Raw genomic sequence first — 23,210 nt, forward strand, 5'->3', positions numbered from 1 at the left:
GGTTCCCTCATTCCACTGGAGAATTTTTATGCTTATCTGGCAAGGCTTCGGCATACTCGCCCCCCTGATCTGTTTTATCGTCGTACTGGCCGCGCAAGCGCTGTTTGGCGCCACCCTGGGCGAGGAATACACGAAGAGCCACACGTGGACCCTGGCCCTGGCCTTCCTGCTGGCAGCCGCCGCCAGCTGGTATGCGGGCGTGCGCCTGAACAACGCGCCAGGACGCGAACTGATCGACCCGGCCACGCAGGAAAGAGTCATCCTGCGCAAGCGCCACACCCTGTTCTGGATTCCGATGCAATACATCGCCGTGCTGATGGTCGTGATGGCCGGCTTCGCCCTGTTCGGATAGCCGCGCACGCTAGCCGTGCTTGCCGGGGCGGGCTGATGTTAAGATGCCATGATGACCCTATCCGTCTCCCTCATCATCAGCCTGCGCCGTTTGCACCGGGCCACCATGGCCTGGCTGGTCAGCTGGTGGCGCATGCTGCATTTCGCCATCCTCGTGTTTTCGCTGGCCCTGTCGCCGTCGAGCTATAACCGCGACAACCGCCCCATCCTCGCGCACCGCCTCGTGACGAACACGGCGCCGAACCTCGTGTGGTTCAGCGTCGCCTGCGCACTCGTCAGCCTGGTGCTCATCCGCATCGTCGTCGTCAGCGCGCAAAGCTACGGCCTGTCGCGCTATGCGCTGGAAATGGTGGTGCGCGTGCTGGTGCTGGAACTGATCCCGCTGACGGCCGCCCTGTTCGTCGCGCTGCGCCTGACTTTGCCCGACGGCATTGCGTTTGCGCAAATGCGCTCTTCCGGCATGCTCGATACCATGCAGCGCCAGGGCGTCGACCTGCTGCGCCGCGAATACTTTCCACGCGTCATGTCCGGCATCTTTGCCGTGTGGATGCTGGCCATCGTCAGCTGCGTCACTTCGCTGATCCTCGCCTACATCACCATCTACGGTTTTACGCCGTGGGCGCTGCAGGGTTATACGCGCGTCGTGGGACAGATCTTCAATCCGGCCGTGGCCCTGATCCTGATGCTCAAGGTCATCTTCTTCAGCTTTGCCGTGGCCCTGATCCCGCTGGCCTCTTCCTACTATCCGGACGAGCCGCACGGCCGGCGCAACCGCCTGTGGGCCGCGCATGGCCTGTCTGAAATGCTGCGCCTGTTTTCCGTCATCCTGCTGGTCGAAGTGGCTTCGCTGATGGGCAATTACTACTGATGCCCCGCCCGCCGCCGCCAGCCATCCCCGAACCACCCAAACGAGAGCCAGAAGCCATGAGCCAACCCCAAAATCCCGACCAGGTCGACGTGACGGCGCCCGCCGGTGTCGCGCAAGATGCCGTCCTGCCCGCCCCGCCGCCCGTCCGCCACGCGGAACTGAAGGCGGCCATTTTGCTCGTCTTCATGTTCGTGCTGGTGGTCGGCTCCGTCGTCTACCTGATGTATGCACGCGGCGCCTTCGAAGCGACGCAGACGCTGGTGCTGACGGCCGACGATTCGGACGGCGTCGGCGTGGGCGCCGACCTGACCTTTTCCGGCTTTCCCATCGGCCGCGTGCAGCGCATCGAGCTGGCGCCGGACGGGCGCGCGCGCGTCATCATCGACGTGCCGCGCAAGGACGCGCACTGGCTGCGCACCAGCTCCATCTTCACCCTGGAACGGGGCATCGTGGGCGGCGCCAAGTTGCGCGCCTACAGCGGCATCCTGACGGACCCTCCCCTGCCTGACGACGCCACGCGCGACTTGCTGGTGGGCGACATGGCGGCGGAAATTCCCCGCCTGCTGGCCGCCGCCAAGGACTTGCTGAACAACCTGGGCAACCTGACGGGCAGCGATTCCGCGCTCGACGGCACCATGCGCAACGTGCAGGCCGTGACGGGCAAGCTGAGCGGTCCGGGCGGGGCCATGGGCTTGCTGACGGGCGACGACAAGCAGTCGCGCCTGCTGATCGAGCGGGCCAACGCCCTGCTGGTCACGGCCGACCAGCTGGCGCGCCGCACGGATGGCCTGGTGGCCAATGCCGATACGCGCGTCTTCGGCGACAAGGGCGTGATGACGGATGCGCAGGCAACCATCGTGCAGCTGAACGCCCTGCTGGCCGACACGCGCAACAGCCTGAAAAAAGTCGACGCCGTGCTGGTCGAGGCGCAAGCCGTGGGCGCCAACGCCAAGGCGGCCACGGCCGACCTGGGTCCGCTGCGCGCGGACGTGGAAAGCAATCTGCGCAAGGTCGAGCAGCTGGTCAATGAAATCAACCGCAAATGGCCATTCAAGCGCAATCCGGAGATCAAACTGCCATGATAAATATCAATATCCTCCTGTCTGCCCTGGCCATGACAACACTGGCCGCCTGCTCCAGCGGCCCGCCCGTGCCGGACTGGAAAATGAATGCGCAAAGTTCCGTCGAACGGTTTCAAGCGGCTTACCTGAGTGGCAACGCCCTCGTCGAACAGACGGAATTCCGGCGCGCCCGCAGCCAGGTGGCCGGCACGGGCAAGCTCGAACTGGTGGCGCGCATCGAACTGCTGCGCTGCGCCACGCGCGTGGCCAGCCTGGCCTTCGAGGACTGCGCCGGCTTTGACGCCCTGCAAGCCGACGCGACCGCCGCCGACCGCGCGTATGCGGCCTGGCTGGCCGGCAAGGCGCAAACGGCCGACGTCGCCCTGCTGCCGGAAGCGCAGCGGGCGGCTGCCGGCGCCGGCTCGGACACGGCCGCCGCCAGCGCCGTGGCCGCCATCAAGGACCCGCTGTCGCAGCTGGTGGCGGCCGGCGTGCTGCTGCGCGCCAGCCGCGCCACGCCGGAGCTGCTCGATACGGCCGTCGCCACGGCCTCGGACCAGGGCTGGCGCCGTCCGCTGCTGGCGTGGCTGGGCGTGCAGCGCCTGCGCGCCGAACAGGCGGGCGATACGCAGGCGGCGCAGCGCATCGCGCGGCGCATGGCGATCGTCGAACAGCCGCTGGCCCCCTGAGCGCGCCGCTGGCGGCCCAGGGCAGGCAGAATCAGGCATAATCGAGCGGGGATGACATCAAGGCCGTGCAGGCAGCGAGGTGTGACGATGCAGTTCGAGGATTTCGACCTTTCCACTCCCGATACCGGCCGGCATGCCGGGTCGGCGCCTGGCGATGACGCCTCGGCCGCCACGGCCGTGCGCCTGCAATACCTGCTCGACAATACCCCCTCCATCATCTATTGCACCGTGCCCAGCGGCGACTTCAAGATGACGTTCGTCAGCAACAATGCCCTCAATGTACTGGGCTACCAGCCCGAGGAAATGGTGGCCGACCCCAATTTCTGGTTCGACCACATCCACCCCGACGATGCGCCCGGCATCTTTTCCAGCCTGGCGCAGATCTTCGTCGAAGGCGCGCGCGCCTATGAATACCGTTTTCGCGTGCGCGACGGCAGCTATCTGTGGATGCACGACAGCCTGCGCCTCGTGCGCGACGAGCACGGCGTGCCGTTCGAGGTGATCGGCTCGCTGACGGACATCACGGAACGCAAGCGCATGGAAGCGATGCTGCAGGCGCGTGGCGAAGAGCAGCAACTACTGATCAGCAAGTTGCAGGAAGCGCACGACCAGCTGCTGCAATCGGAAAAGATGGCGTCCATCGGCCAGCTGGCGGCCGGCATCGCGCATGAAATCAATAACCCGATCGGCTTCGTCAATTCGAACATGAGTTCGCTGCAAGGCTATGTCGGCACCCTCTTCGACGTCATCGCGCAATACGAGGCGGCAATGGGCGAGCCGCTCGACGGCCCCGCCCTGGCCGACAGGGTGGCCCAGGTGCGCGCGCAGGCTGACCTGGCCTTCCTGCAGGACGACATCGGCGACCTGGTGCGCGAATCGATGGATGGCCTCAAACGCGTGCGCGACATCGTGCAGGCGCTGAAGGATTTTTCCCACGTGGGCGAGACGGACTGGCAAGTGGCCAGCCTGCATGCGGGCCTGGACAGCACCCTGAATATCGTCGCCAACGAATTGAAATACAAGGCGCGCATCGAGAAACACTATGGCGAGCTACCGCCGATACTATGCCTGGCCTCGCAGCTGAACCAGGTCTTCATGAACCTGCTCGTCAACGCGGGCCAGGCCATCGGCAGCGACGGCGTGATCAGCATCCGCACCGGCCACGCGGACGACTGGGTATGGGTGGAGATCGGCGATACGGGCGCCGGCATCGCGCCCGAGCACCTGAACCGCATCTTCGAGCCGTTCTTCACCACCAAGGCCGTGGGCAGCGGCACGGGCCTGGGCCTGTCGCTGTCGTACGGCATCGTCAACAAGCACGGCGGACGCATCGACGTGGCCTCGGAAGTGGGCCGCGGCACGCGCTTTACCGTGCACCTGCCGCTGCAGCCGCCGGGCGCCACGAACGCCTAGGCGTCTTTCGGCGGCGCGTACACGCGGATGCTCAGGCGCCCGCCATTCTTGCTTTCGAAGTCGAGCAGTTGGCTGATCACGCGGGCCGTCAGCACGTGTTCGGCCGCCAGCAGCATCAGGCCGTCGCGGCTGATCAGGTCGCGCGACAGCACCATGCCCGGCTCCAGCTGGCCCGACAGCACCGTCAGGTCGCGCGCCGGCGGTTCCGTCTCTTCCATGATGCCGCGGAAGGCGGCCACCACGGCCGGGTCGTAGCGCTTGCCGACGCTGTCGTAGATCAGGCTGCGGGCCTCGTCGGCGCGCAGGCTGCGCTGCACCATGGCGCCGATCTGCAAGCCGTCGTAATCGGACGCCAGCGCCAGGATGCGCGCGCCCAGCGGAATGGCCAGGCCCACCAGGCCATCGGGAAAGCCGCCGCCGTCGAAGCGCTCGAGCTGCGAGCGCAGGATCACGGAAACGGCGCGCAATTCCTCCAGCGCCATCAGCAGCTGTTCGGCGCGCAGCGGATGCTTGCGGAACGCGGCCAGCTGCTCGCCCGTCCAGGCGCTGGCCGGCAATTCCAGCACGTCGTCGCTCAAGCTGAGCTTGCCAATATCCTTGAGCAGGGCCGCGATGAACACGTCGCGCGCCTCCTGCCCGTCCAGGCCCAGCGCCTGCGCCAGCTTGCGCGACAGCTCCGCCACCCGCCGCGCATGGCCGGCCAGCTTGCCGCCGCGCATCTCGATCAGGTTGGAAAACACCTTGATGGTCGTCACGAACGTGGCCTTCAGGCGCTCGTTGGCCGCCTGCACCTCGTCGTGCGACAGTTTCAGCTGCTGCGTGCGCGTGGCCACCTTCGCTTCCAGGCTGGCGTTGAGCGCCTGCAGTTCCACGTTCTGGCTGGCCGTCAGCGCTTCCAGGCGCCGTTTTTCCTCTTCCAGCGCGCGCCGTTCCAGCGCATGGCGCACCACCAGCACGATATCGTTCTCGTCCCAGGGCTTGGTCACGTAGCGATAGATCTCGCCCTGGTTGATGGCGTCGAGGATGGACTGGATGTCGGCATAGCCGGTCAGCAGCAAGCGCATGGTGCCGGGCCAGCGCCGGCGCACCTGGGCCAGGAATTGCGCGCCATCCATGTGCGGCATGCGCATGTCGGAGATGACCAGGTCCACCGTCTCGCTCTCGAGCAGGGCCAGGCCGGCCGCGCCGCTCTCGGCCGTCAGCACGCGGTAGCCGTGCGGACGGAACAGACGGCGCAGCGACGACAGGATATTCGGTTCGTCGTCGACGCACAGGATGGTGGGCGGCGCGGTGCTGGTACTGGTGCTGGCGCTCATGCTGTCCTGTTCGGTCATGGTGTGGCCGCCTGCGCCTGGCGCACGGGCAAGGTGATGCGGAAGGTGGTACCGCGGCCGATGACGCTGCGCACGTCGATGCGGCCGTGGTGTTTCTGCACCGTCGTGTAGGCCAGCGACAGGCCCAGCCCCGTGCCCTTGCCGACGGCCTTGGTGGTGAAGAAGGGGTCGAAGATGCGCGACAGGTGTTCGGGCGCGATGCCGCCGCCCGTGTCCTCGACCTCGATCCACACTTCCGTGGCGTTGTCGCTGCCCGTGCGCAGGGTGATGCGTCCGCGCGCCTCGCCCATGGCGTGGGCCCCGTTGACGACCAGGTTCATGATCACCTGGTTCAGCTCGGAAGGCTGGCATTCGATATCGGGAATGTCGGCATATTCGCGCACCACGTCGGCCTTGTACTTGACCTCGTTGTTCACGATATTGAGCGTGGTATCGATGCCCTGGCGCAAGTCGGCCCAGACCCACTCCTGGTGCGCGTCCGTGCGCGAAAAATCCTTCAAGTCCTGCACGATGCGGCGCACGCGCGCAATGCCTTCCTTCGACTCGCCCATCAGCATCGGTATGTCGGTGCGCAGGAAATCCAGGTCGATCTGTTCGCGCAGCGCCCGCAGGCGCGCCGCCACCACGGGGTCGGCGACGGCCGGTTCCGCTTCCTCATAGGCGTCCAGCATGGCAAACAGGTCGTCCAGGTAGCCTTCCAGCGTGCCGACGTTGGAAAACACATAGCCGATGGGATTGTTGATCTCGTGCGCCACGCCGGCGGCCAGCTGGCCGATCGACGCCAGCTTTTCCGACTGCAGCAGCTTTTGCTGGGCCAGCGACAGCTTGCTGTTCAATTCCGTCAGGGCCAGGTTGCGCTCGCGCAACTCCAGATCGGCGATCTGGCGCTGGCGGATATCGTCGGCCAGGCGCTCGTTCATTGCAGCCAGCTGGGCCGTGCGCTTGGCCACCAGGTGTTCCAGGTTGTCGTGCGCCTTGCGCAGCGCCAGTTCCGCCAGGCGCCGCTCGCTGACGTCGCGCAGGGTTTCGATGGCGCCCACCAGGCAGCCCTGGCGGTCGCGCAGGGGCGCCGCCGTGAAATGCAGCCAATGGCCGTCGGGGCCGATATCGGCAAAGAAATCCTCGGCCTCAAAGGCGCCGGGGATCACGGAAGAGCGCTTCAGCTTGCCAAGATAGAGTTCATTTTCGCCGAATGCGATATCGTCGGCCACCAGCAAGTCGGCCAGGCAGGCGCGCGGCTGCGGATAAAACGCCTTCCAGTGGTCGCGCGTGCCGACCATCTCGGCGGCCGTGAAGCCCGTCAACTGTTCGCAGGCGCTGTTCCAGTGCGTGATCACGTGGTCCGTGTCGATGGCGAACGTGGCCACGGGATGGCCGTCGAAAAACGCCGACAGCGCGATGGAATCGGTCTTGCGGCGTTCCGGCTTGGCCGGCAGTGCCTGCCCTGCTTCTGTGTCCATGGCCTCTGTCCTGTTCATGCCAGCATGATCCGCGACATTTCATCGAAGGTGTGTTCCGTTTGCCGCAGCAGCGCCAGCCAGGCCGGCTCGTCCAGGGCGACGCTGCGCCAGCCCGTGGGCGACAGGGGCGGCACGAGCGCATCGTCGACGCCGGCCAGGTCGAGCGCCAGGGCGACGGCATTGGCCAGGTGCACGGCCAGCGGCAAGCCGCCCGCGTCCAGGCGTTCTATTGCGTGGTGGTCGGCCACCGCCTGTTGTATCGCGGCGGGAAACTTCCAGTAAGCGGCCAGGGCGCTGCCCACCTGCGCGTGATCGATGCCGATGACGGCCAGTTCCGCCTCGGCCATCTGGCAATCCTGCGCCTGGCGGTGGCTGCGCACGAGCGCGTGCTCGGCCGGGAAGCGCGTCACCAGCACCAGGGTGCCCAGGTCGTGCAGCAGTCCCGCCGTGAACGCCGTTTCGGGATTGATGCGCAAGTGCGGCGCCAGCAGGCGCGCGGCGATGGCCGTGGCCAGCGAGTGGCGCCAGAACGCCTGGAAATCGAAGCCGCCGCTGACGGGCGCGAAGCTGCCCGTCAGGGCGCAGGCCGTGACGACGGTGCGGATGCTGTGAAAGCCCAGCACGGAAACGGCTTGCGGAATGCTGGTGACCTTCGATTGCATGCCGTAGAACGAGGAGTTGGCGATGCGCAAAGTCTTGGCCGCCAGGGCCTGGTCCAGTTCGATCTTTTGCGCCAGCACATGCACGTCCGTGTCGTCCTGGTCCATACTCGACAGCAGTTCCAGCACCACCACCGGCAGCGAAGGCAGTTCCTGGATCTGGCGGATGATGTGTTCAAAACTGAGACGTGTCATGCCGCGCCCCCTTGCCGGTAGCGCTGCAGCAGCGCCAGCAGTTCCGCCCCCGCGGAGTCGGGCGGCGTGGCGCGGAACAGCACGGCCAGCCGTTCCAGGCGGCGCGCCCGTTCCTGCTCGGCATGCGCCTGCGCGGCGGGGTCCGGCTCCTCGTCCATGACGACATGGCAGCGCTCCACATTGCGCCTGCGCAAGGCCGTCAAGTTCGCCGCCGTCAAGGTGGCGCCCTGGGCCAGCAGCACGGCGCCGCTGGCGTCGTTCAAGGCTTGCGCCAGCACCATGCCTTCCTGCGCCTGCTCCATGGAAATCTCGCGGCCGCTTGCACTCACGCTTGTACTCATGTACCCGCTCCATGACGACTCAGTGTGACCAGGCTGCCGCGCGAGCGCGAATGCAAGCCCATCGGATGGACGGCCACGACATACGGCTGGCCATCGATGGCGGCTAGGCGGGGCGTGCCTTGCCCGTCGAACAGCTGCGGCAAGACGATCGCCGCCTCGTTGCCCAGCAAGGCCGCGCCCCGTTCGAACAGGCTGGCGGCCGCCCCGTTGATGAAGGCGATCATGCCGTCCTCGTCGAGCCCGATCACGGGCAGCGGCAGGAATTGCAGCAATTCGCGCGCGATGCCCAGGCTGACTTCATCGCGGCTGATCTGGTGCTGCTGCTGGCACACCAGCGCCTGCATGGCGGCATTGGCCGCGGCCAGCGCCTGGTTGACGTCGCGCAACTGCGCATTCAGGCGCACATTGTCGTCGTCTATGCCCTTCAGGCGAAACGCTTCGGCGATATGCTCGCGCAGCTGATGGTCTTCCCAGGGCTTGGTAAGAAACTTGAAGATGGCGCCCTCGTTGACGGCGTCCGTGACGGCTTGCAGCTCGGTATATCCCGACAGCATGATGCGGATGGTCTGTGGGCACAGCAGCTTGGCCTTGCGCAGGAAGTCGGCGCCCAGCATGCCGGGCATGCGCTGGTCCGACACGATGACGTCGACGGCATGGCTGGCCAGCACTTCCAGCCCTTCCTGGCCGCTGGCGGCCGTCAAAATATGGTAACCGTCGCGCCGCAGCAGGCGCTTCAGGGAAGCGAGGATATTCGGCTCGTCATCGACCAGCAGCAAGGTGCGCGGCGGCGCCACGGCGTCCGCCGCCACAGTCCCTGGCATACCATGCTCATCGTGCACATCCATCGGACCATCCTCTCATCGCCGCGGCGATATCGGAGCTTGCCTGGAGGGGAGATTTGCCGCGCGGGAGAGTCTTGCGCGGCAGCCAGCCTGCCTTGAAATTATACGACTAAATATTCCTCTATGGCACTTATCCGGCATTTATCCGCGCCGTGCCGGACAAGGCGTGTCGCGGTAAAACACAAAGCCGCCCAGGCCGATGGCTTGCGTGTCGGCCTTCACGGCGTACACCAGCGTGTTCCTGGCCGCCTCGACTCTCAGCAAATTCTGGTGCAGCACCGTTTGCGCGTGCGCCAGTTCCAGCGACGGGGTCGGCGCCAGCTGCAAACGCAGTTCGGACGTGGCCGCATCGTAGGCCCAGCGGCCTGGATTGAAGAAGGCGAAACCGCCGTCGAAACGCAGGCTGCCATCCTTGAACTGGGTCAGGCAAATACCGGGAAATTCGCTGGGCGGGTTGTACCAGGTGGCGGCCACGGCGGCATCGGCCGGCGCCTTGCCCGGCATCTGCATGCCGGACGTGCCATGGTTGCCGCCCGTGCCGGCGCAAGCGGCCAGCGCCGCGAGGCAGGCGGCAGCGGCCGCCCGTTTGATCATGATCCTGTGCATGCACGTCCCCTTGCTTTATAGAAACACAATCTTAGTCCGGGAAACGTGGCCGTTCAAGCGGCTAGCGCACATAAGGTGGATTTAATTGCCCTCGGCCGCCTTCGCCGCCAGGGCCGCAGCTTCGCGCAATTTGTCCTTCTTGCTCTTGCGCGCACCCTTTACGCCGCCGTTGACCGTATCGGTGACGGAATTGACCAGAGTCGGCAGTTCCGTCGGCTCGAAACCGGCCACCACTTCGCGCACGATGCGCAAGTCGTTGCGGTTTTCGATCAAACGGAAATGCGCTTCCGTATCGGCCGTCACGAAACTGATGGCCGTGCCGCTTTCGCCGGCGCGGCCCGTGCGGCCGATGCGGTGCGTGTAGTCGACGGCCGAACGGGGCAAGTCATAGTTGACGACGGCCGGCAAGCCGGCGATGTCGATGCCGCGCGCGGCCACGTCGGTGGCCACCAGCACCTGCAAGCGGCACGCCTTGAAGTCGGCCAGCAGCTGGCTGCGCGTGCCCTGGCTGAATTCGCCGTGGAAGGCGCCCACGTGCAGGCCCGCGCGCTGCAGCTTGTCGGCCACGTGTTCGGCCGCGTACTTGGTGGCAACGAACACCAGCACGCGCTCCCACTGCTGCTGCAGGATCAGGTAGCGCAGCAGCTGCGTGCGGCGCGGCACGTCAACCGTGATGGCGCGCTGCACGATGTCCGGCTTGTCCTGCGGTTCGGACGCCACTTCGATGCGCACGGGTTCGCTGAGCAGGCCGTCGGCCAGCGCCTGCACGTTGTCGGGGAAGGTGGCGGAGAAGAACAGGTTTTGCCGCTGCTTGGGCAGCAGCGCCAGGATGGCGTTGATCTCTTCGCTGAAACCCATGTCGAGCAAACGGTCGGCTTCATCCAGGACGAACAGCGACACGCCGCCCAATTTGACGGCATTCTGGCGCACCAGGTCCAGTAGGCGGCCCGGCGTGGCGACGACGATATCGGCGCCGCCGCGCAAGTCCATCATCTGCGGATTGATCGACACGCCGCCGAACAGCACGGAAATCTTCAGTTTGATCGGCAGCGGCTTGGCCAGCGCGTGCACCGTCTGCCCCACCTGCGCCGCCAGCTCGCGCGTGGGCACGAGGATCAGCGCGCGCACCTGGCGCGGGCCGGAAACGGGCGCCATCAGCGCCTGCAGCAGCGGCAGCGCATAGGCGGCCGTCTTGCCGGAACCCGTCTGCGCCGCGCCCAGCACGTCGCTGCCGCGCAGGATGGCGGGAATGGCGGCCGCCTGGATGGCCGTCGGCGCGGCATAGCCGGCCTTGTCGACGGCGCGGACCAGGGCGGGAATCAGACCCAGTGAGGAAAATGGCATAGCGGGCCTTCTTATTATTTAGTCATGAAGTGAGACCGGCCGCAATGTGCGGCCGGTCGGGATAGCGACAGTATAAAGCAATGACAGATAACGCCCAACCAAGCCTACTGCGCGTCGGCATAGGCGGCCTGCGATGCTCACTGTACTAAAGTACAGTTCCGCTTCTCGACCACCTCTCCCTTCCGCTCGCTACGGTTTGGTTGGACGTTGTGCTGCAAGTTGATTACTGCCTGGGCATTTGCAGCTTCGGGTGGCCCGTTTCATCGTAGCCCGGCATGCCGCGACGGATCGCATGCGAAAAGTCCGCGTCGTCGTTGGCCGCCCGCGCGCGCGCCGTGACGTGGCCGCCATCGCGCAGCTGCTGGAAGGTCTGGCCGGGCACCAGGCCCTTGACGTCGAACAGGTAGCGGTCCAGGTAGCCCGAAGCCATCAGCCGGTAGTCGAGCGGCAGGCCCGGCACGATGCGGCGCACCATCTCGAAGACGATGGTGGTGCAGTTGGCCGTCAGGGTGTTGTAGAACTGCGGCTGGTTCTTCAGCGATTGCGCTTCGTCCAGGTAGGCGAGGAACAGCGAGCGCATGGCCGCCTTGGGCATCATCACGCGGTACAGATGCATGTCCTCGCCGCGGGCATTCGTGCGCACGCGCAGGATGTCGCGCTCGTCGGCGGCGATCAGGCTCATCTCGAAATGCTTGAAAAAGCCGCCGATGGCGGAAAAGCTCTCGCCCTTTTCCTTGCGGATTTCGATGGAAAACGTCAAAAAGCGCCCGTCCGCAAAGCCGAACGAGATCAAAGTGTGCGCGATGTACGGCCCCGTCCAGTACGACAGCGCCGTGTCCACCGTGCGCAGCTCGTCGAGGTCGTAGCTGCGCTGTTCCCACTTGACCGTGTAGTCGTCGTCGCTGCGCCAGTCGAAATTGCGCACATTGTCCAGCGTGACGGTGCTGCCCTTGACCGTGCCCGTGACGTTGCGCGCCACGTCGTCGGCCCACACGCGCTGCTGTTTCGGCGTGATGAGGCTCCACCACAGGAGCAGCAGGAGAAACCCGGCCGCATACGGCAGCAGCACGCGCGCATCGCCGCGCGTCCACCACAGCGCGATGCTGGCCACGCCCAGCGCGCCCCACAGCAGCGCGCCGATGGCTTGCGCCGCCGTGCCGCCGGACAGCTGGTACCACAGCGCCAGCGCGCCCCACAGTGCAGTCAACAGGAGAATCAGGGAAACGGCCATTTTGCCGATACTGCCCAGCACGGAGCGGGCACGATGTGATAAGAAAGTCATGCCGCAATTATAGGGCCAAGCGCAGGAACAGGTGCGTTCCGGCAAGCCGTGCCGCAACAGGCCCCGGCAGCGCAATCATTGCTTGCCTGCTAATTTATTTCATGAGAGCATATTGCCAAAATAAAATGTATAGACAAGGCGGCCTGTCACGGCAGCGGCGCCTTGGCCTTCCCAGGAGATACCTTGCAGCCCCCTTCCCTGTACGCCCTTGCCGGCAGCCTCAATTCCCTCTTCATCGTCGTCAGCCTGTACGGGCTGTGGTCGCAGCTGCAAAAAATCTGGCAGCGCAAGCGCGATGCCGGCATCGGCGCCGGCAAGACGACGGACATCCTGTCCATCAACCAGTTCACCGTCAGCTTCCTCGCGTATTGCGCGTTCTTTGTGTACGGCTACTCGATCACGCCGTTCAACCACTACATCGTCTGGCCCCGCCTGGTCGCCTCGCTGATCGCGCTGGCCATCCTGTATGAAATCCACCGCGACCGCCGCAGCTTGACATCGCGCAATGCGCTGCTGGCCTGCGCACTGCTGCTGGGCGCGGGCATGGCGGGGCTGGCCTTCGGCCCCACCTTCAGCGATGAAAAGCGCGTAATCTCGCAAGGCCTGCTCGTCGCCGTCACCGTGCTGCTGGCGCAGGGCTACGCGCACCAGATCCGCTTGATCTGGCGCTCGGGCAAGACGGGCGCCGTCTCCCTGAAAATGAGCCAGTTCATCCTGGCGATGGATGCCAGCACCATCTTCTTCGCCTGCGTCATGGGGCTGGAAACGGGCTGGCCCTTGCTGCTGCTGGCCTGCGTCAGCGCCACGACCAAGCTGATCATCATGTGGCTGTTCCGCTGGGAGAAGAGCAGTCCCGCCGCGCAGATCAAACGGCAGGCGCCGGCCTGAGCCTATTGCCCGCTCAGCGCGCGCATTTCCGCATACAGGTTCGCCTTGCCCTCGAAGCCGATGCCGACCAGGTCCGGCATGGTGATGTGGCCGTTTTCCACTCTGACGCCGTCGGGGAAGCCGCCGAACGGCTGAAATAAATCGGGATACGATTCATTGCCGCCCAGGCCCAGCCCTGCCGCGATATTCAGGGACATCTGGTGGCCGCCATGCGGGATGCAGCGGCTGCGCGACCAGCCGTGCTGGTGCAGCATGTCCAGGGTGCGCAGGTATTCCACCAGGCCGTAGCTGAGGGCGCAGTCGAACTGCAGCCAGTCGCGGTCGGCGCGCATGCCGCCGTAGCGGATCAGGTTGCGCGCATCCTGCATGGAAAACAGGTTCTCGCCCGTCGCCATCGGCTTGTCGTAATAGCTGCGCAAGGTCGCTTGCAGCTCGAAGTCGAGCGGATCGCCCGCCTCTTCATACCAGAACAGGTCGTACTGGCGCAGCGCCTTGGCGTAGGCGATCGACGTGTCGAGGTCGAAACGGCCGTTGGCATCCACGCACAGCTTCTGGCCATCCTGCAGCACGTCCATGATGGCGTCGATGCGGCGCAAATCCTCGTCCAGCGAGGCGCCGCCGATCTTTTTCTTGACCACCGTGTAGCCGCGGTCGACATAGCTGCGCATCTCGTCCTGCAGGGCGGACAGGCTCTGGCCCGGATAGTAATAGCCGCCCGCCGCATACACGAACACTTTTTTGTCCGGCACGCCCGTGCCGTGGCGCTCGGCCAGCAACTGGAACAGGGGCTTGTTCTCGATCTTCGCCACGGCGTCCCAGATGGCCATGTCGATGGTGCCGATGGCCACCGAGCGCTCGCCGTGACCGCCCGGCTTTTCATTGGTGTACATGCAATCCCACACCTTGTGCGGGTCGAGGTTGGCGCCGTCATCCGTCACGAGGCTGGCCGGATCGGCGTCGAGGATGCGCGGGATGAAACGCTCGCGCATCAGCATGCCCTGGCCGTAGCGGCCATTCGAATTGAAGCCGTAGCCAACGACGGGCTTGCCGTCGCGCATCACATCCGTGACGACGGCCACCAGGCTTAACGTCATCTTGGTGAAATCGATGTAGGCGTTGCGGATGGGGGAAGAGATGGGGATGGTCTTTTCGCGGATCTCGACGATTTTCATGCGGGTCTCCTGTATTTGAATGGTGACGCCAGCTTAATCGCGATACGTAATCGTATAATCGATAGTAATTTAAACCATTCTTCACTTGAAGTTAATAATGAAAAGCGACGCCACCACGGAAATGGCCTTCTTTGTGCTGCTGGCCAAGCTGGGCAGCCTGTCGGCCACGGCGCGCGAACTGGGCATCACGCCGCCCGCCGTCAGCAAGCGATTGGTGCTGATGGAGCAGCGCCTGGGCGTGCGCCTGCTGAACCGCAGCACGCGGCGCATCAGCCTGACGGGCGACGGCGAAAGTTATCTGCAGCAGGCGCGGCAGATCCTCGACGATATCCGCGCCATGGAAGAGTCGCTGGCCAGCGGCAGCGCCGAACCGCGCGGGCTGCTGCGCGTGAATGCCACCTTGGGTTTCGGCCGCACGGTGATCGCGCCCCTGCTGTCGCAATTCGCCCTGCGCCACCCGCAGCTGGAAGTGCAGCTGCAACTGACGGACAGCCCCATCAACCTGGTCGAGCAGGCGTACGACCTGGGCATCCGCTTCGGCGACTTGCCCGACACGCGTTTGTCGGCCCGCAAGATCATGTCGAACCGGCGCTTCCTGTGCGCCTCGCCCGCCTACCTGCAGGCGCACGGCACGCCGCGCACCCCGGACGAGCTGGCGCAGCACCGCTGCATCGTGCACCGGCAAAACGATGACGCCTACGGCATCTGGCGCTTGAGCAAAGGGCGTGCCACCCACACGGTGAAGGTGCGCGGCACGGTGGCCAGCAACGATGGCGACGTGGTGCTGGGCTGGGCCCTGGACGGGCACGGCATCCTGCTGCGCTCGGAATGGGACCTGGCCCGCTACCTCGACAGCGGCCGCCTGCGCGTGGTGCTGGACGATTACGCGCTGGCGCCGGCCGACCTGTACGCCTATTATCCGAGCCGCCACCAATTGCCCGCCAAAGTGCGCGCTTTTATCAATTTTCTCATCCAGCAGCTGCAGCCGGACGCGGCTACCGCAGGCAAATCGGGTTACACTACAATATTGCGATATGGCAATATTATGAAGGAGTAGGTTTTGCTAGTCATACTCGGATTTCTCGTCGTGCTGTTTTCCGTCTTCGGCGGCTTCGCCATGCAGGGCGGCCATTTGGCGGCCCTGTTCCAGCCGCTGGAACTGCTGATGATCGGCGGCGCGGCGCTGGGCACCTTCTTTGTCGGCAACGACGCCAAGGCCATCCGCGCCACGTTCGCGGCCATCCCCACCCTGTTCCACGGCTCGCAATACACGAAGGCGCGCTATATGGAACTGATGGGGCTGATGTATGAAATCCTCAGCAAGATCCGCAAGGAAGGCTTGATGTCGGTCGAGGACGATATCGACGACCCGTACCGCAGCCCCATCTTCGTGAAATACCCGTACACGCTCGGTGACGAGCACATCCTGGAATTCATTACCGATTATCTGCGCCTGATGGTGTCGGGCAATATGGATGCTTATCAGATCGAAAACCTGATGGATAACGAGATCGAGACGCACCATGAAGATGCGGAAATGCCGATCCAGACGATTTCGCAGCTGGCCGACGCCATGCCCGCCTTCGGCATCGTGGCCGCCGTGATGGGCGTGGTGCACACGATGGCGTCCGTCGGCTTGCCGCCGGCCGAGCTGGGCGTGCTGATCGCGCAGGCGCTGGTGGGCACCTTCATCGGCATCCTGCTGGCCTACGGCTTCATCGCGCCGCTGGCCAGTTTGCTGCGCCGCAAGCACCATGAAACGGCAAAGATGTACCAGTGCGTGAAAGTGACCTTGCTGGCCAGCCTGAACGGCTACGCGCCGGCGCTGGCCGTGGAATTCGGCCGCAAGGTCATTTCCGCCACGGAACGCCCCTCATTCAGCGAACTGGAAAACCACGTGCGCCAGGTGCGTACGAAAAACTGATACGGCCCGTTTGCTTCAAGCTTCAGGCGCCGTCCAGACCAGGTTCCACAGGTGGCCATCGATATCCTCGAAGCCCTGGTCATACATGAAGCCATGGTCTTCCGGCGGATGCGGTATGCGGCCACCGGCGGCCTTGGCCTTGGCGATCAGGCTGTCCACCTCTTCCCGGCTTTCGCAACTGAGGCAAATGACCACTTCATTGGCCTCCTTTGCCTTCGCCACCGGTTTGCCGATCAGGGACTGGAAGAAGGTTTCGGTCGTCAGCATGGCCTGGATGGTGTCGTCGACGATGTTCATGAAGGCCGCGTTCTCGCCGCTGAAGCGGGAATTGAAGGTAAAGCCGAGGGCGGAAAAGAAGGCCCTGGATTTCTCCAGGTCCTTCACGGGCAGGTTGAGGATGATCTGTTTGTTCATGGCGCTTCCTTGTTTCCCTGGTGAAAGTGGAATGGGCAACCGGTGCGCCGTCCCGGCGACGGGGGGCGGCACACAAAATTGACACGCTGGCGAAAAAAGAACCCCTCCAGAATATCAACAAATGACAAGGAAAGGCGCAGACCATGCTCAGGACTTGCCGCCGAGGCTGGCGGCGGCGCTGGCGCGGGCCAGGCTTGAGCGTGCGCCAGCCACCGCGCGCAGGCGCTCTTCAAGGTAGGCGCTCACGCGGGGATGCTGGCTGAAGGCGACGTTGAAGCGGATGTGCTGGTCGGGCGTGTCGTTGGCCGAGAACGCGGCGCCGCGCATCAGCAGGATCTTGTTGCGGTAGGCGTCCTGCACCAGCAAGTCCACGTCCAGCCCTTCGGGCATGCTGCCCCACAGGAAAATGCCGGCGTCGCCGGGTTGCTCGAACAGCACGCCGGCCGCGCTCAATTGCCGCGTGCTGGCGTTGCGCGCCACCATGATCTTGCGTTGCAGCCGCTCCAGGTGCTTGCGCAGGTTGCCGGCCTTGAGCACTTCCAGCAAAACGTATTCGTTCAGCGCAGGCAAAGTCATGATGGCGTGGATCTTGGTGCGCATCAGCAGCTTGAGCAGGGCGGGCGCCGCAGCCAGGTAGCCCATGCGCAGGGCCGGGCTCAGCGCCTTGCACAGGCTGGAGTAGTAGATCACGCCGTCCAGCCCGGACAGCGATGCCAGCCGCGTGCTGTGGCCGGGCTGGAAATGGCCGTGCACGTCGTCTTCGGCGATCAGGAAGCCATGCTGCTGCGCCATGATCAGCACCTTGTGCAGGTTGGCGGCGCTGCTGCTCCACCCGGTGGGGTTGTGCAAGGCCGTCTGCACGAACAGCAGGCGCGGACGGTGCGCGCGGCAGGCCGCTTCCAGTTCGTCCAGGTCGAGGCCATCGGGGCGGCGCCTGATGGGCACCAGGCGCACGCCGTCCTGGCGCAGCCTGCCGAACATCAGGAAGTATCCGGGGTCTTCCACCAGCACCGTATCGCCGGGCTGCAAAAACGTGCGGCAGATCAAATCGATTGCATGGGTGCCGCCGAACGTGGTGAGGATGTGGCTGGCGTCCGCGGCGACGCCGATGCCGCGCAACAGCAGCGCGATCTGCTCGCGCAGTTCGGCCAGCCCTTGCGGCGGACAGCGCGAGGCCATGCCGGCCGCGCTGCGCGCCAGGCCGCGCTGCACGGCGGCCGCCGGCAGCGCATCCTGCAGCCAGGTGGGCGGCAAGGCGCCGCTGCTGGCCAATATCACGCCCGGACGCTGGTCGTTCACTTGCTGGCTCAGCCAGACCGGCTCCTGCTCCTGGCCCGCTTCCAGCGCCACCTCGTCGGGAATGGCGCTGCCGGCGTCAGCTGGCGTGCAGACGAAGAAGCCCGTCGTGCCGTGGGTATCGATGACGCCTGCGGCCACCAGCCTGTCATACGCCACCACCACGGTGTTGGTGCTCACCGCGAGCTGCGTGGCAAGCTGGCGGATCGACGGCAGCCTGGTCCCGCCGGGCAGGACGCGTTGCGCGATCTGCTGGCGCAATGCGGCCTCGATCTGCTGGAACAGGGCGATGGGCGAGGAGCGGTCGATGGCGAACATGGGTGGCAGTCTAGCGCAAAAACAGCACGGCGAGGACCAGCAGGACGGCCCCCATCGCCAGATTGAATATGCGCTGGTTGCGGGGCGCTTTCAGCACGCTGCGGATCGAGACGCCGAACAGCGCCCACATGGCGTTGCACGGCGTGCCCACCACGGTGCCGGTCACGGACACCAGCAGCGCGCTGGCGAGCATATTGCCCTGCGCAGGCATGAAGACGGACGCCATGGTGACCGCCTTGAGCCAGCTCTTGGGATTCAGCGCCTGAAACAGCGCCGCCTGCGCAAACGACACGGCCTTCGGCGCGCTGCTCCCCGCCACCGAGGCGCCGGCCAGCTTCCAGGCCAGGAATATCAGGTACAGCGCGCCCGCGATCCGCAGCACCTGCTGCGCCATCGGGTACGCGATGAACACGCTGCCCAGGCCCACGCACATGAGCACGGTTTGCACGAAGATGCCGGCCTGGATGCCGAGGACTACCGGTAGCGCACCGCGATAGCCGAAATTGGCGCCGGTGGTGGCCAGCATGACGTTGTTCGGTCCGGGCGTGGCGGACATCACGAAGCAATAGCTCATCAGGGGCAGGAGTTCGGTCATGGCAGGCAGTCGCAAGGTGGAGAAGGCCCCAGTCTAGAAGCGCGGCACGCCAGGGACAAGGCACAAGGCGACGGATACAAGCACATGCTGTATCAGTCGAACGACTGCTACAGCGGCCCCCGCCCGGACAAGCATGCGGAAAGCTCTGTTCGCGGCCTGAAGCGGAACCGTCTGCGTCAGCCCGGGGAATCGATGCGTTTGTCCAGCGGCTTCGCGTGGAGGGCATCGGCGGCCCGGTCCACGAATTGCCTCACGTCCCCCACCTCGGCAAACAAGCCGGCGTAGGCCGCCCGTATCAGCACCGTGCACTGCTCGAATTTCGCAAGCTGCGACAAACCCTCATCAGTGGGCATGAATACCCGGCGCCGGGCATCATTGTCATCGTTCCGATGCTGTATCAGGCCCAGGCGGAGCAGCTTGGGTATCTTTTGCATGACCAGCTGGTGCGAATGTCCGAGTTCGCGCGCCAGATCCGAGGCCGAGGCCGTGCCGAGCGCTGCCAGAACAGTCATCAGCGAACACGAACGCACCGGGATGACGATCCCCATCGTGTCGAAGACGGTCTTGGATTGCTCAGCGATCAGGACGCTCAGCCGTTCGACGGCGCGGCCGAGAAACACGGCGTCATCGATCGCGGCCGGGTGAGGTGTCTTCTCAGTCAAGGCGCTTGTACCTCTGGATGCTGCCGTCCTGGTTCACGCGTTCCAGCGCCGTCACTTTCCCGCGCGAAACATTCAAGCGGTATCGAAAATCCGACACGCCTTCCACCGCGAACAGGTCGGGACCGATCGGCTCCAGCGCGACGCGAAACCGGTCGCGCCAGATAGTGTAGAGCGTGCCCTTGTCCAGGACGATCTGGCGGCCTTCATATTTTCCGGCGGCTTGCGTCAACAGCCCGGCATCGACATGCGGGCGCTCGATCGCTGCCGTCAAGCTGGGGAGCAGCCAGGCAAGTTCGGTTCGCCTGGCGTCATCGGTCTTCGCCAGATGTTCAAGCGCCAGCTTGTGCGCCAGAGGCAGCGCGCGGATGGACGGGCTTGGGATATCGGGTTGCACGCCGGTTCCTTCGAAATCGCCATGCTCCACGGGATCCTGGATCTGGCCGATCGGCACTTGCACGAAAAAATCGTCGTTGAGCGGCTTGCGTGCCACCGGATGCGCACCACCGGCGGTGCGCTCCCCGATCAGTGTCGCTCGTCCGAGCTTTTTCATTGCATAGGAAAACCATTCTGCGGAGGAAAAAGACGTGGAGCCGGTCAGGATATAGACGGGCTTGTCCACCATGCGCTTGCTCGGCAAGCCCGGCAACACCCATTGCCCGCGCTGGATACGCTTGCCATCCTCATTATAGTAATAGTCGAAGAGCAGCTGGTCTTTCTCGCTGGAGAAGAAATAGCTCGCCAGAAACTGCGCCATTTCCAGATGCCCGCCATTGTTATAGCGCAAATCGATGATGAGGGCGTCCGTATTGCCGACGAAGCGCATAACGGACGCCGCCGTATCATGGGCAAGTTCCGGATCGGCAAAATAGCTGAAGCGTAGATAACCGATATTTCCCTTCAGGCGAGCGACCTCGTCGAAACCGAAATTGGTCTCTTCCAGCCTGCTCAATTCTTCTTTGCGTATCTTGGCCTTGAGCGTCGGGTTGGCCTTTGCCTTGAATTCCGCTATCCATGCTGGGTCGGCGCCCACGAAGAAATGCAGGTCGCCGCTGACTTTGACGAGGTCGTCCGTCAGCTTGCCCGCAAACTCTGCCTGCGTCGTCGCCGAGTCATAATCGCCCTTGGTCAGATGCTCCTGAAGCACCGGCGCAATTTTTCTTGCGATGTCCGGAAACGCGTAGTTTGCATTCAAGGTGCTATTGAGGGAGGCGATGATCTCGCTCTTTTCATTGCGCGAAAGGCCAGGCTCCCCGGCAAAAGCGCCCGGTGCGCACATGATGGACAGCGCCGACAGCGTTTGAAGCAGACATAAGTGATAACGCATTCTGATGTTCCCCCCTCGGTGAAATTCAATCATACAATATATTGCGCAACATATTGTAGAAAAATCAAATCACCTCGGTGAGGAAAATAAACAACCTCCGCTTCCGTCCGATCTGTTCTCGCCAAAACGGTGCTTCGGCCAGCGCTGTCAGATTCAACGCTTCAGTGGCAGCCTCCGGCCGGCCATCGTCATTCGCAGCTTCCGCCGACACGGGACCGTCGGAATGATTCAGTGCACGACCTTGCTGCCTTCAGAGCAAGCTGGCGGCTCGGTCCCGCGCTGCAAGCCCCGCTGCGCGCCCTCCTCCTGCCATCTACGGCGTCGGCGCCGTCTCGTCCGGGCAGCTGACCTCGTCCTCCGGCGTATACAAGGTCATCGGCACGCGCTGGCCGTCCACTTCCAGCTCGCGCACCTTCGGCGGCACAAGCTGGAACTGGCCCGCTTGCAGCTTCTCGCGCAGGGGCTTGCAGCGCAGGGCATCGGTGGGGATTTGCCCGCGCGCCGTCCAGCTGCCGTCTTCTTTTTCCGCCAGCAACACCGACGAGGCGCGCGGATCATTGCTGATCAGCAACACGTCCTGCTTGCCGTCGCCATCGAAATCGAGCAGGTAAGCGTCGCACTGCGGCCCTGCCCGCTTCAGGCAGGCGGGCAGGCGCCAGGCCGGGCCCACTTGCGTCCAGTCCTGACGCAGGAAACTGTCCGGCAGCTTCGCTGTCGCCGGACGCAGGGTCAGGTTGATCGACACGTCGCTCAGCGCGCCCGTCTCGTCGAGGCGGTTCTGGCGCTTGAGCATGGCGTCGGCGCGCGCCCGCACGATGGCCGCATCCGGGCCCGTCGTGCGTTTCGTCAATTCCTGCAAGGCCGCCTGGCCATAGCGGGCGCCCTGGAAGCGCAGGTATTCGAAATCGAACTTGTCCACGCCCACCTTGCCGCTGTCCAGGCGCGCCATCTGGCTGGCCACGGAAATGCGCGCCGGGTCCGCCAGCGGCGAGAACAGGGCGAACAGCACCAGCAGAGTCACAAAGGCGGTGGCCACGTTGACGTTGGCGATCAGGTGCAGCCAGTCGCCATACTTGCTGGCCGCCCAGGCATAGCCGGCCGCGTAGCAGGTGGCGACCAGCAGGCAGGCGGCAGCGATCAGGCGGTCGGACGTCCAGCCGTGCGACATCACGCGCAAGGTCAGCGCGTAGATGGCGATGCCCACCACCCACGGCAGCAGCAGGCAAGCCAGGCGCGTGCCCAGGCGGATGCCGCGCGCCACGCCATGGCCCACTTCGCCGTTCTGGAAGGCGGCATTGATCAGCACCACCAGCACGCCGGCCATGCCCAACAGCACGGACGCCGCATGGCGCGTGGCCCACAGGCGCTCGAAGCCGATGAAAGGCAAGGTCAGCAGGAAACCGGAGACGAGCACGGCGGCGATCGGCATCAGCCACGACAGCAGCACCAGCAGCAAGGTGCGGATGCCGCGCACGATGGATGGGCGCACGTCCGTGATGTGGATGGCAAAGGAAAACGCGAAGCAGATGACGGGAATCACGAACCAGGCCTGGCCCAGCAGCTTTTTCAGGAAACTGAGCTTAATCAGCAGGAACAATTGCCCGCCCAGCCACAGCACCAGCCACAGGCCCAGCACGAACAGCAGGGAAAACAGCAGCTGGATGCCCAGCTTCCAGGCGATTTCAAAGTAGGTCGGGTAGCGGGCGATGCGCCGGCCATCCTGGGCGCTGGCCAGCACCAGCGCGTGGGCGATATAAAACCCCACCACGCAAAAACCGAACAGCTGGGCTGAAATCACGCGCAGCGGCGCGCCCGGCTTGTAGTTGCCCCAAATCACGTGCTCGGCGCCACGCGCCACGTCGTGCCAGGCCAGCACGGCCAGCACGACGGCCGCGCCGGCCATCCACAGGGCGATGCGCTTGAGGGACATGTGGCCCAGGCTGGACACCAGCAGGATGGGCAACAGCAAGCTGATCAGCATCAACGGACCCAGCAGGTAGGCTTCCGTGGCGGGCCACACCTTGTCTTGCGCCGTGCTGTACAGCCAGTACAGCAGCAAGCCTTGCAGCAGGCCCGTCACCAGGCGCGTCACCGCGATACGCGGCGCCACCACCGGATCGAGCAACGCCATGTTTTTTCCTGCGGCATCCTGCTGCATAGTCATTCCCTTAA

The 23,210-nt window shown here is 64.7% G+C and carries 23 protein-coding genes; 8 read left to right on the forward strand and 15 right to left on the reverse strand.

What is annotated here, in order from left to right:
- Nucleotides 1-28 precede the first annotated feature (28 nt).
- From O0879_RS10360 to O0879_RS10380, 5 genes are all read left to right on the forward strand, one after another.
- Nucleotides 29-352 (forward strand): hypothetical protein, encoded by a 324-nt coding sequence (locus tag O0879_RS10360; protein ID WP_289904313.1) that lies wholly within the window; start codon nucleotides 29-31, stop codon nucleotides 350-352.
- A gap of 51 nt (nucleotides 353-403) precedes the next feature.
- Nucleotides 404-1,219, forward strand: a complete 816-nt coding sequence (locus O0879_RS10365; RefSeq protein ID WP_077409206.1) for an ABC transporter permease — start codon at nucleotides 404-406, stop codon at nucleotides 1,217-1,219.
- Between the two features lie 56 nt (nucleotides 1,220-1,275).
- Entirely contained in the window at nucleotides 1,276-2,301 is a 1,026-nt protein-coding gene (locus O0879_RS10370) for an MlaD family protein (protein ID WP_099667239.1), read from the forward strand.
- Nucleotides 2,298-2,969, forward strand: coding sequence for a hypothetical protein (locus O0879_RS10375; protein WP_289904310.1), 672 nt, complete (start codon nucleotides 2,298-2,300; stop codon nucleotides 2,967-2,969). The genes O0879_RS10370 and O0879_RS10375 overlap by 4 nt, the downstream gene beginning before the upstream one ends.
- An 87-nt stretch (nucleotides 2,970-3,056) precedes the next feature.
- Nucleotides 3,057-4,382 (forward strand): ATP-binding protein, encoded by a 1,326-nt coding sequence (locus O0879_RS10380; RefSeq protein WP_289917854.1) that lies wholly within the window; start codon nucleotides 3,057-3,059, stop codon nucleotides 4,380-4,382.
- On the opposite strand, the gene O0879_RS10385 is transcribed toward O0879_RS10380, so the two are convergent.
- From O0879_RS10385 to O0879_RS10420, 8 genes are all read right to left on the reverse strand, one after another.
- The gene (locus tag O0879_RS10385) at nucleotides 4,379-5,716 is read right to left on the reverse strand and encodes an HD domain-containing phosphohydrolase (RefSeq protein ID WP_289916331.1); all 1,338 of its coding nucleotides are present in this window, start codon (nucleotides 5,714-5,716) and stop codon (nucleotides 4,379-4,381) included. The genes O0879_RS10380 and O0879_RS10385 overlap by 4 nt on opposite strands.
- On the reverse strand, nucleotides 5,713-7,176 hold the full coding sequence (locus O0879_RS10390) for an ATP-binding protein (RefSeq protein ID WP_289916333.1): 1,464 nt from the start codon (nucleotides 7,174-7,176) through the stop codon (nucleotides 5,713-5,715). The genes O0879_RS10385 and O0879_RS10390 overlap by 4 nt, the downstream gene beginning before the upstream one ends.
- Nucleotides 7,177-7,190: 14 nt before the next feature.
- Complete coding sequence (locus O0879_RS10395; RefSeq protein ID WP_289916335.1) at nucleotides 7,191-8,030, reverse strand: HDOD domain-containing protein; 840 nt, start codon at nucleotides 8,028-8,030, stop codon at nucleotides 7,191-7,193.
- Nucleotides 8,027-8,371: a hypothetical protein gene (locus tag O0879_RS10400; protein ID WP_143451504.1), complete on the reverse strand. Its 345-nt coding sequence runs from the start codon at nucleotides 8,369-8,371 to the stop codon at nucleotides 8,027-8,029. The genes O0879_RS10395 and O0879_RS10400 overlap by 4 nt, the downstream gene beginning before the upstream one ends.
- Nucleotides 8,368-9,192 (reverse strand): response regulator, encoded by an 825-nt coding sequence (locus O0879_RS10405; protein WP_289916337.1) that lies wholly within the window; start codon nucleotides 9,190-9,192, stop codon nucleotides 8,368-8,370. Before O0879_RS10405 ends, O0879_RS10400 begins: the two co-directional genes overlap by 4 nt.
- Nucleotides 9,193-9,354: 162 nt before the next feature.
- A complete protein-coding gene (locus O0879_RS10410; protein ID WP_289916342.1) occupies nucleotides 9,355-9,819 on the reverse strand; it encodes a hypothetical protein in 465 nt (154 codons plus the stop codon).
- An 81-nt stretch (nucleotides 9,820-9,900) separates the two neighbouring features.
- Nucleotides 9,901-11,163 (reverse strand): DEAD/DEAH box helicase, encoded by a 1,263-nt coding sequence (locus O0879_RS10415; protein ID WP_289910750.1) that lies wholly within the window; start codon nucleotides 11,161-11,163, stop codon nucleotides 9,901-9,903.
- Nucleotides 11,164-11,386: 223 nt separating this feature from the next.
- Entirely contained in the window at nucleotides 11,387-12,445 is a 1,059-nt protein-coding gene (locus tag O0879_RS10420) for a DUF4105 domain-containing protein (protein ID WP_289916344.1), read from the reverse strand.
- A gap of 183 nt (nucleotides 12,446-12,628) precedes the next feature.
- On the opposite strand from O0879_RS10420, the gene O0879_RS10425 reads away from it, so the two are divergent.
- Entirely contained in the window at nucleotides 12,629-13,333 is a 705-nt protein-coding gene (locus tag O0879_RS10425; protein ID WP_289916346.1) for a hypothetical protein, read from the forward strand.
- 2 nt (nucleotides 13,334-13,335) lie between these two features.
- Here the strand turns inward: O0879_RS10425 and O0879_RS10430 are convergent, their stop codons facing one another.
- Nucleotides 13,336-14,505, reverse strand: coding sequence for a mandelate racemase/muconate lactonizing enzyme family protein (locus O0879_RS10430; protein ID WP_289916347.1), 1,170 nt, complete (start codon nucleotides 14,503-14,505; stop codon nucleotides 13,336-13,338).
- A 97-nt stretch (nucleotides 14,506-14,602) separates the two neighbouring features.
- Here O0879_RS10430 and O0879_RS10435 point away from each other — a divergent pair, with 97 nt between their 5' ends.
- Together O0879_RS10435 and motA are read left to right on the forward strand one after the other, a co-directional pair.
- The gene (locus O0879_RS10435; RefSeq protein WP_289916349.1) at nucleotides 14,603-15,562 is read left to right on the forward strand and encodes a LysR family transcriptional regulator; all 960 of its coding nucleotides are present in this window, start codon (nucleotides 14,603-14,605) and stop codon (nucleotides 15,560-15,562) included.
- 3 nt (nucleotides 15,563-15,565) lie between these two features.
- A complete protein-coding gene (gene motA, locus O0879_RS10440) occupies nucleotides 15,566-16,429 on the forward strand; it encodes a flagellar motor stator protein MotA (protein WP_077406831.1) in 864 nt (287 codons plus the stop codon).
- 15 nt (nucleotides 16,430-16,444) lie between these two features.
- Here the strand turns inward: motA and O0879_RS10445 are convergent, their stop codons facing one another.
- From O0879_RS10445 to O0879_RS10470, 6 genes are all read right to left on the reverse strand, one after another.
- Nucleotides 16,445-16,843: a VOC family protein gene (locus O0879_RS10445; RefSeq protein ID WP_289916351.1), complete on the reverse strand. Its 399-nt coding sequence runs from the start codon at nucleotides 16,841-16,843 to the stop codon at nucleotides 16,445-16,447.
- A gap of 147 nt (nucleotides 16,844-16,990) precedes the next feature.
- Nucleotides 16,991-18,457 carry a PLP-dependent aminotransferase family protein gene (locus O0879_RS10450; protein ID WP_289916353.1) on the reverse strand — a complete coding sequence of 489 codons (1,467 nt, stop codon included), beginning with the start codon at nucleotides 18,455-18,457 and terminating at the stop codon, nucleotides 16,991-16,993.
- A 10-nt stretch (nucleotides 18,458-18,467) separates the two neighbouring features.
- The gene (locus O0879_RS10455) at nucleotides 18,468-19,052 is read right to left on the reverse strand and encodes a LysE family translocator (RefSeq protein ID WP_289916355.1); all 585 of its coding nucleotides are present in this window, start codon (nucleotides 19,050-19,052) and stop codon (nucleotides 18,468-18,470) included.
- A gap of 176 nt (nucleotides 19,053-19,228) precedes the next feature.
- Nucleotides 19,229-19,714 (reverse strand): MarR family winged helix-turn-helix transcriptional regulator, encoded by a 486-nt coding sequence (locus O0879_RS10460; RefSeq protein ID WP_289916356.1) that lies wholly within the window; start codon nucleotides 19,712-19,714, stop codon nucleotides 19,229-19,231.
- A complete protein-coding gene (locus O0879_RS10465; RefSeq protein ID WP_289916359.1) occupies nucleotides 19,707-21,038 on the reverse strand; it encodes a S41 family peptidase in 1,332 nt (443 codons plus the stop codon). The genes O0879_RS10460 and O0879_RS10465 overlap by 8 nt, the downstream gene beginning before the upstream one ends.
- Nucleotides 21,039-21,351: 313 nt before the next feature.
- Nucleotides 21,352-23,169 (reverse strand): DUF4153 domain-containing protein, encoded by a 1,818-nt coding sequence (locus O0879_RS10470; RefSeq protein ID WP_289916360.1) that lies wholly within the window; start codon nucleotides 23,167-23,169, stop codon nucleotides 21,352-21,354.
- Between the last annotated feature and the right edge of the window lie 41 nt (nucleotides 23,170-23,210).

It is taken from the genome of Janthinobacterium sp. SUN120, assembly GCF_030397735.1.
Taxonomy (GTDB): Bacteria; Pseudomonadota; Gammaproteobacteria; order Burkholderiales; family Burkholderiaceae_D; genus Janthinobacterium; species Janthinobacterium kumbetense.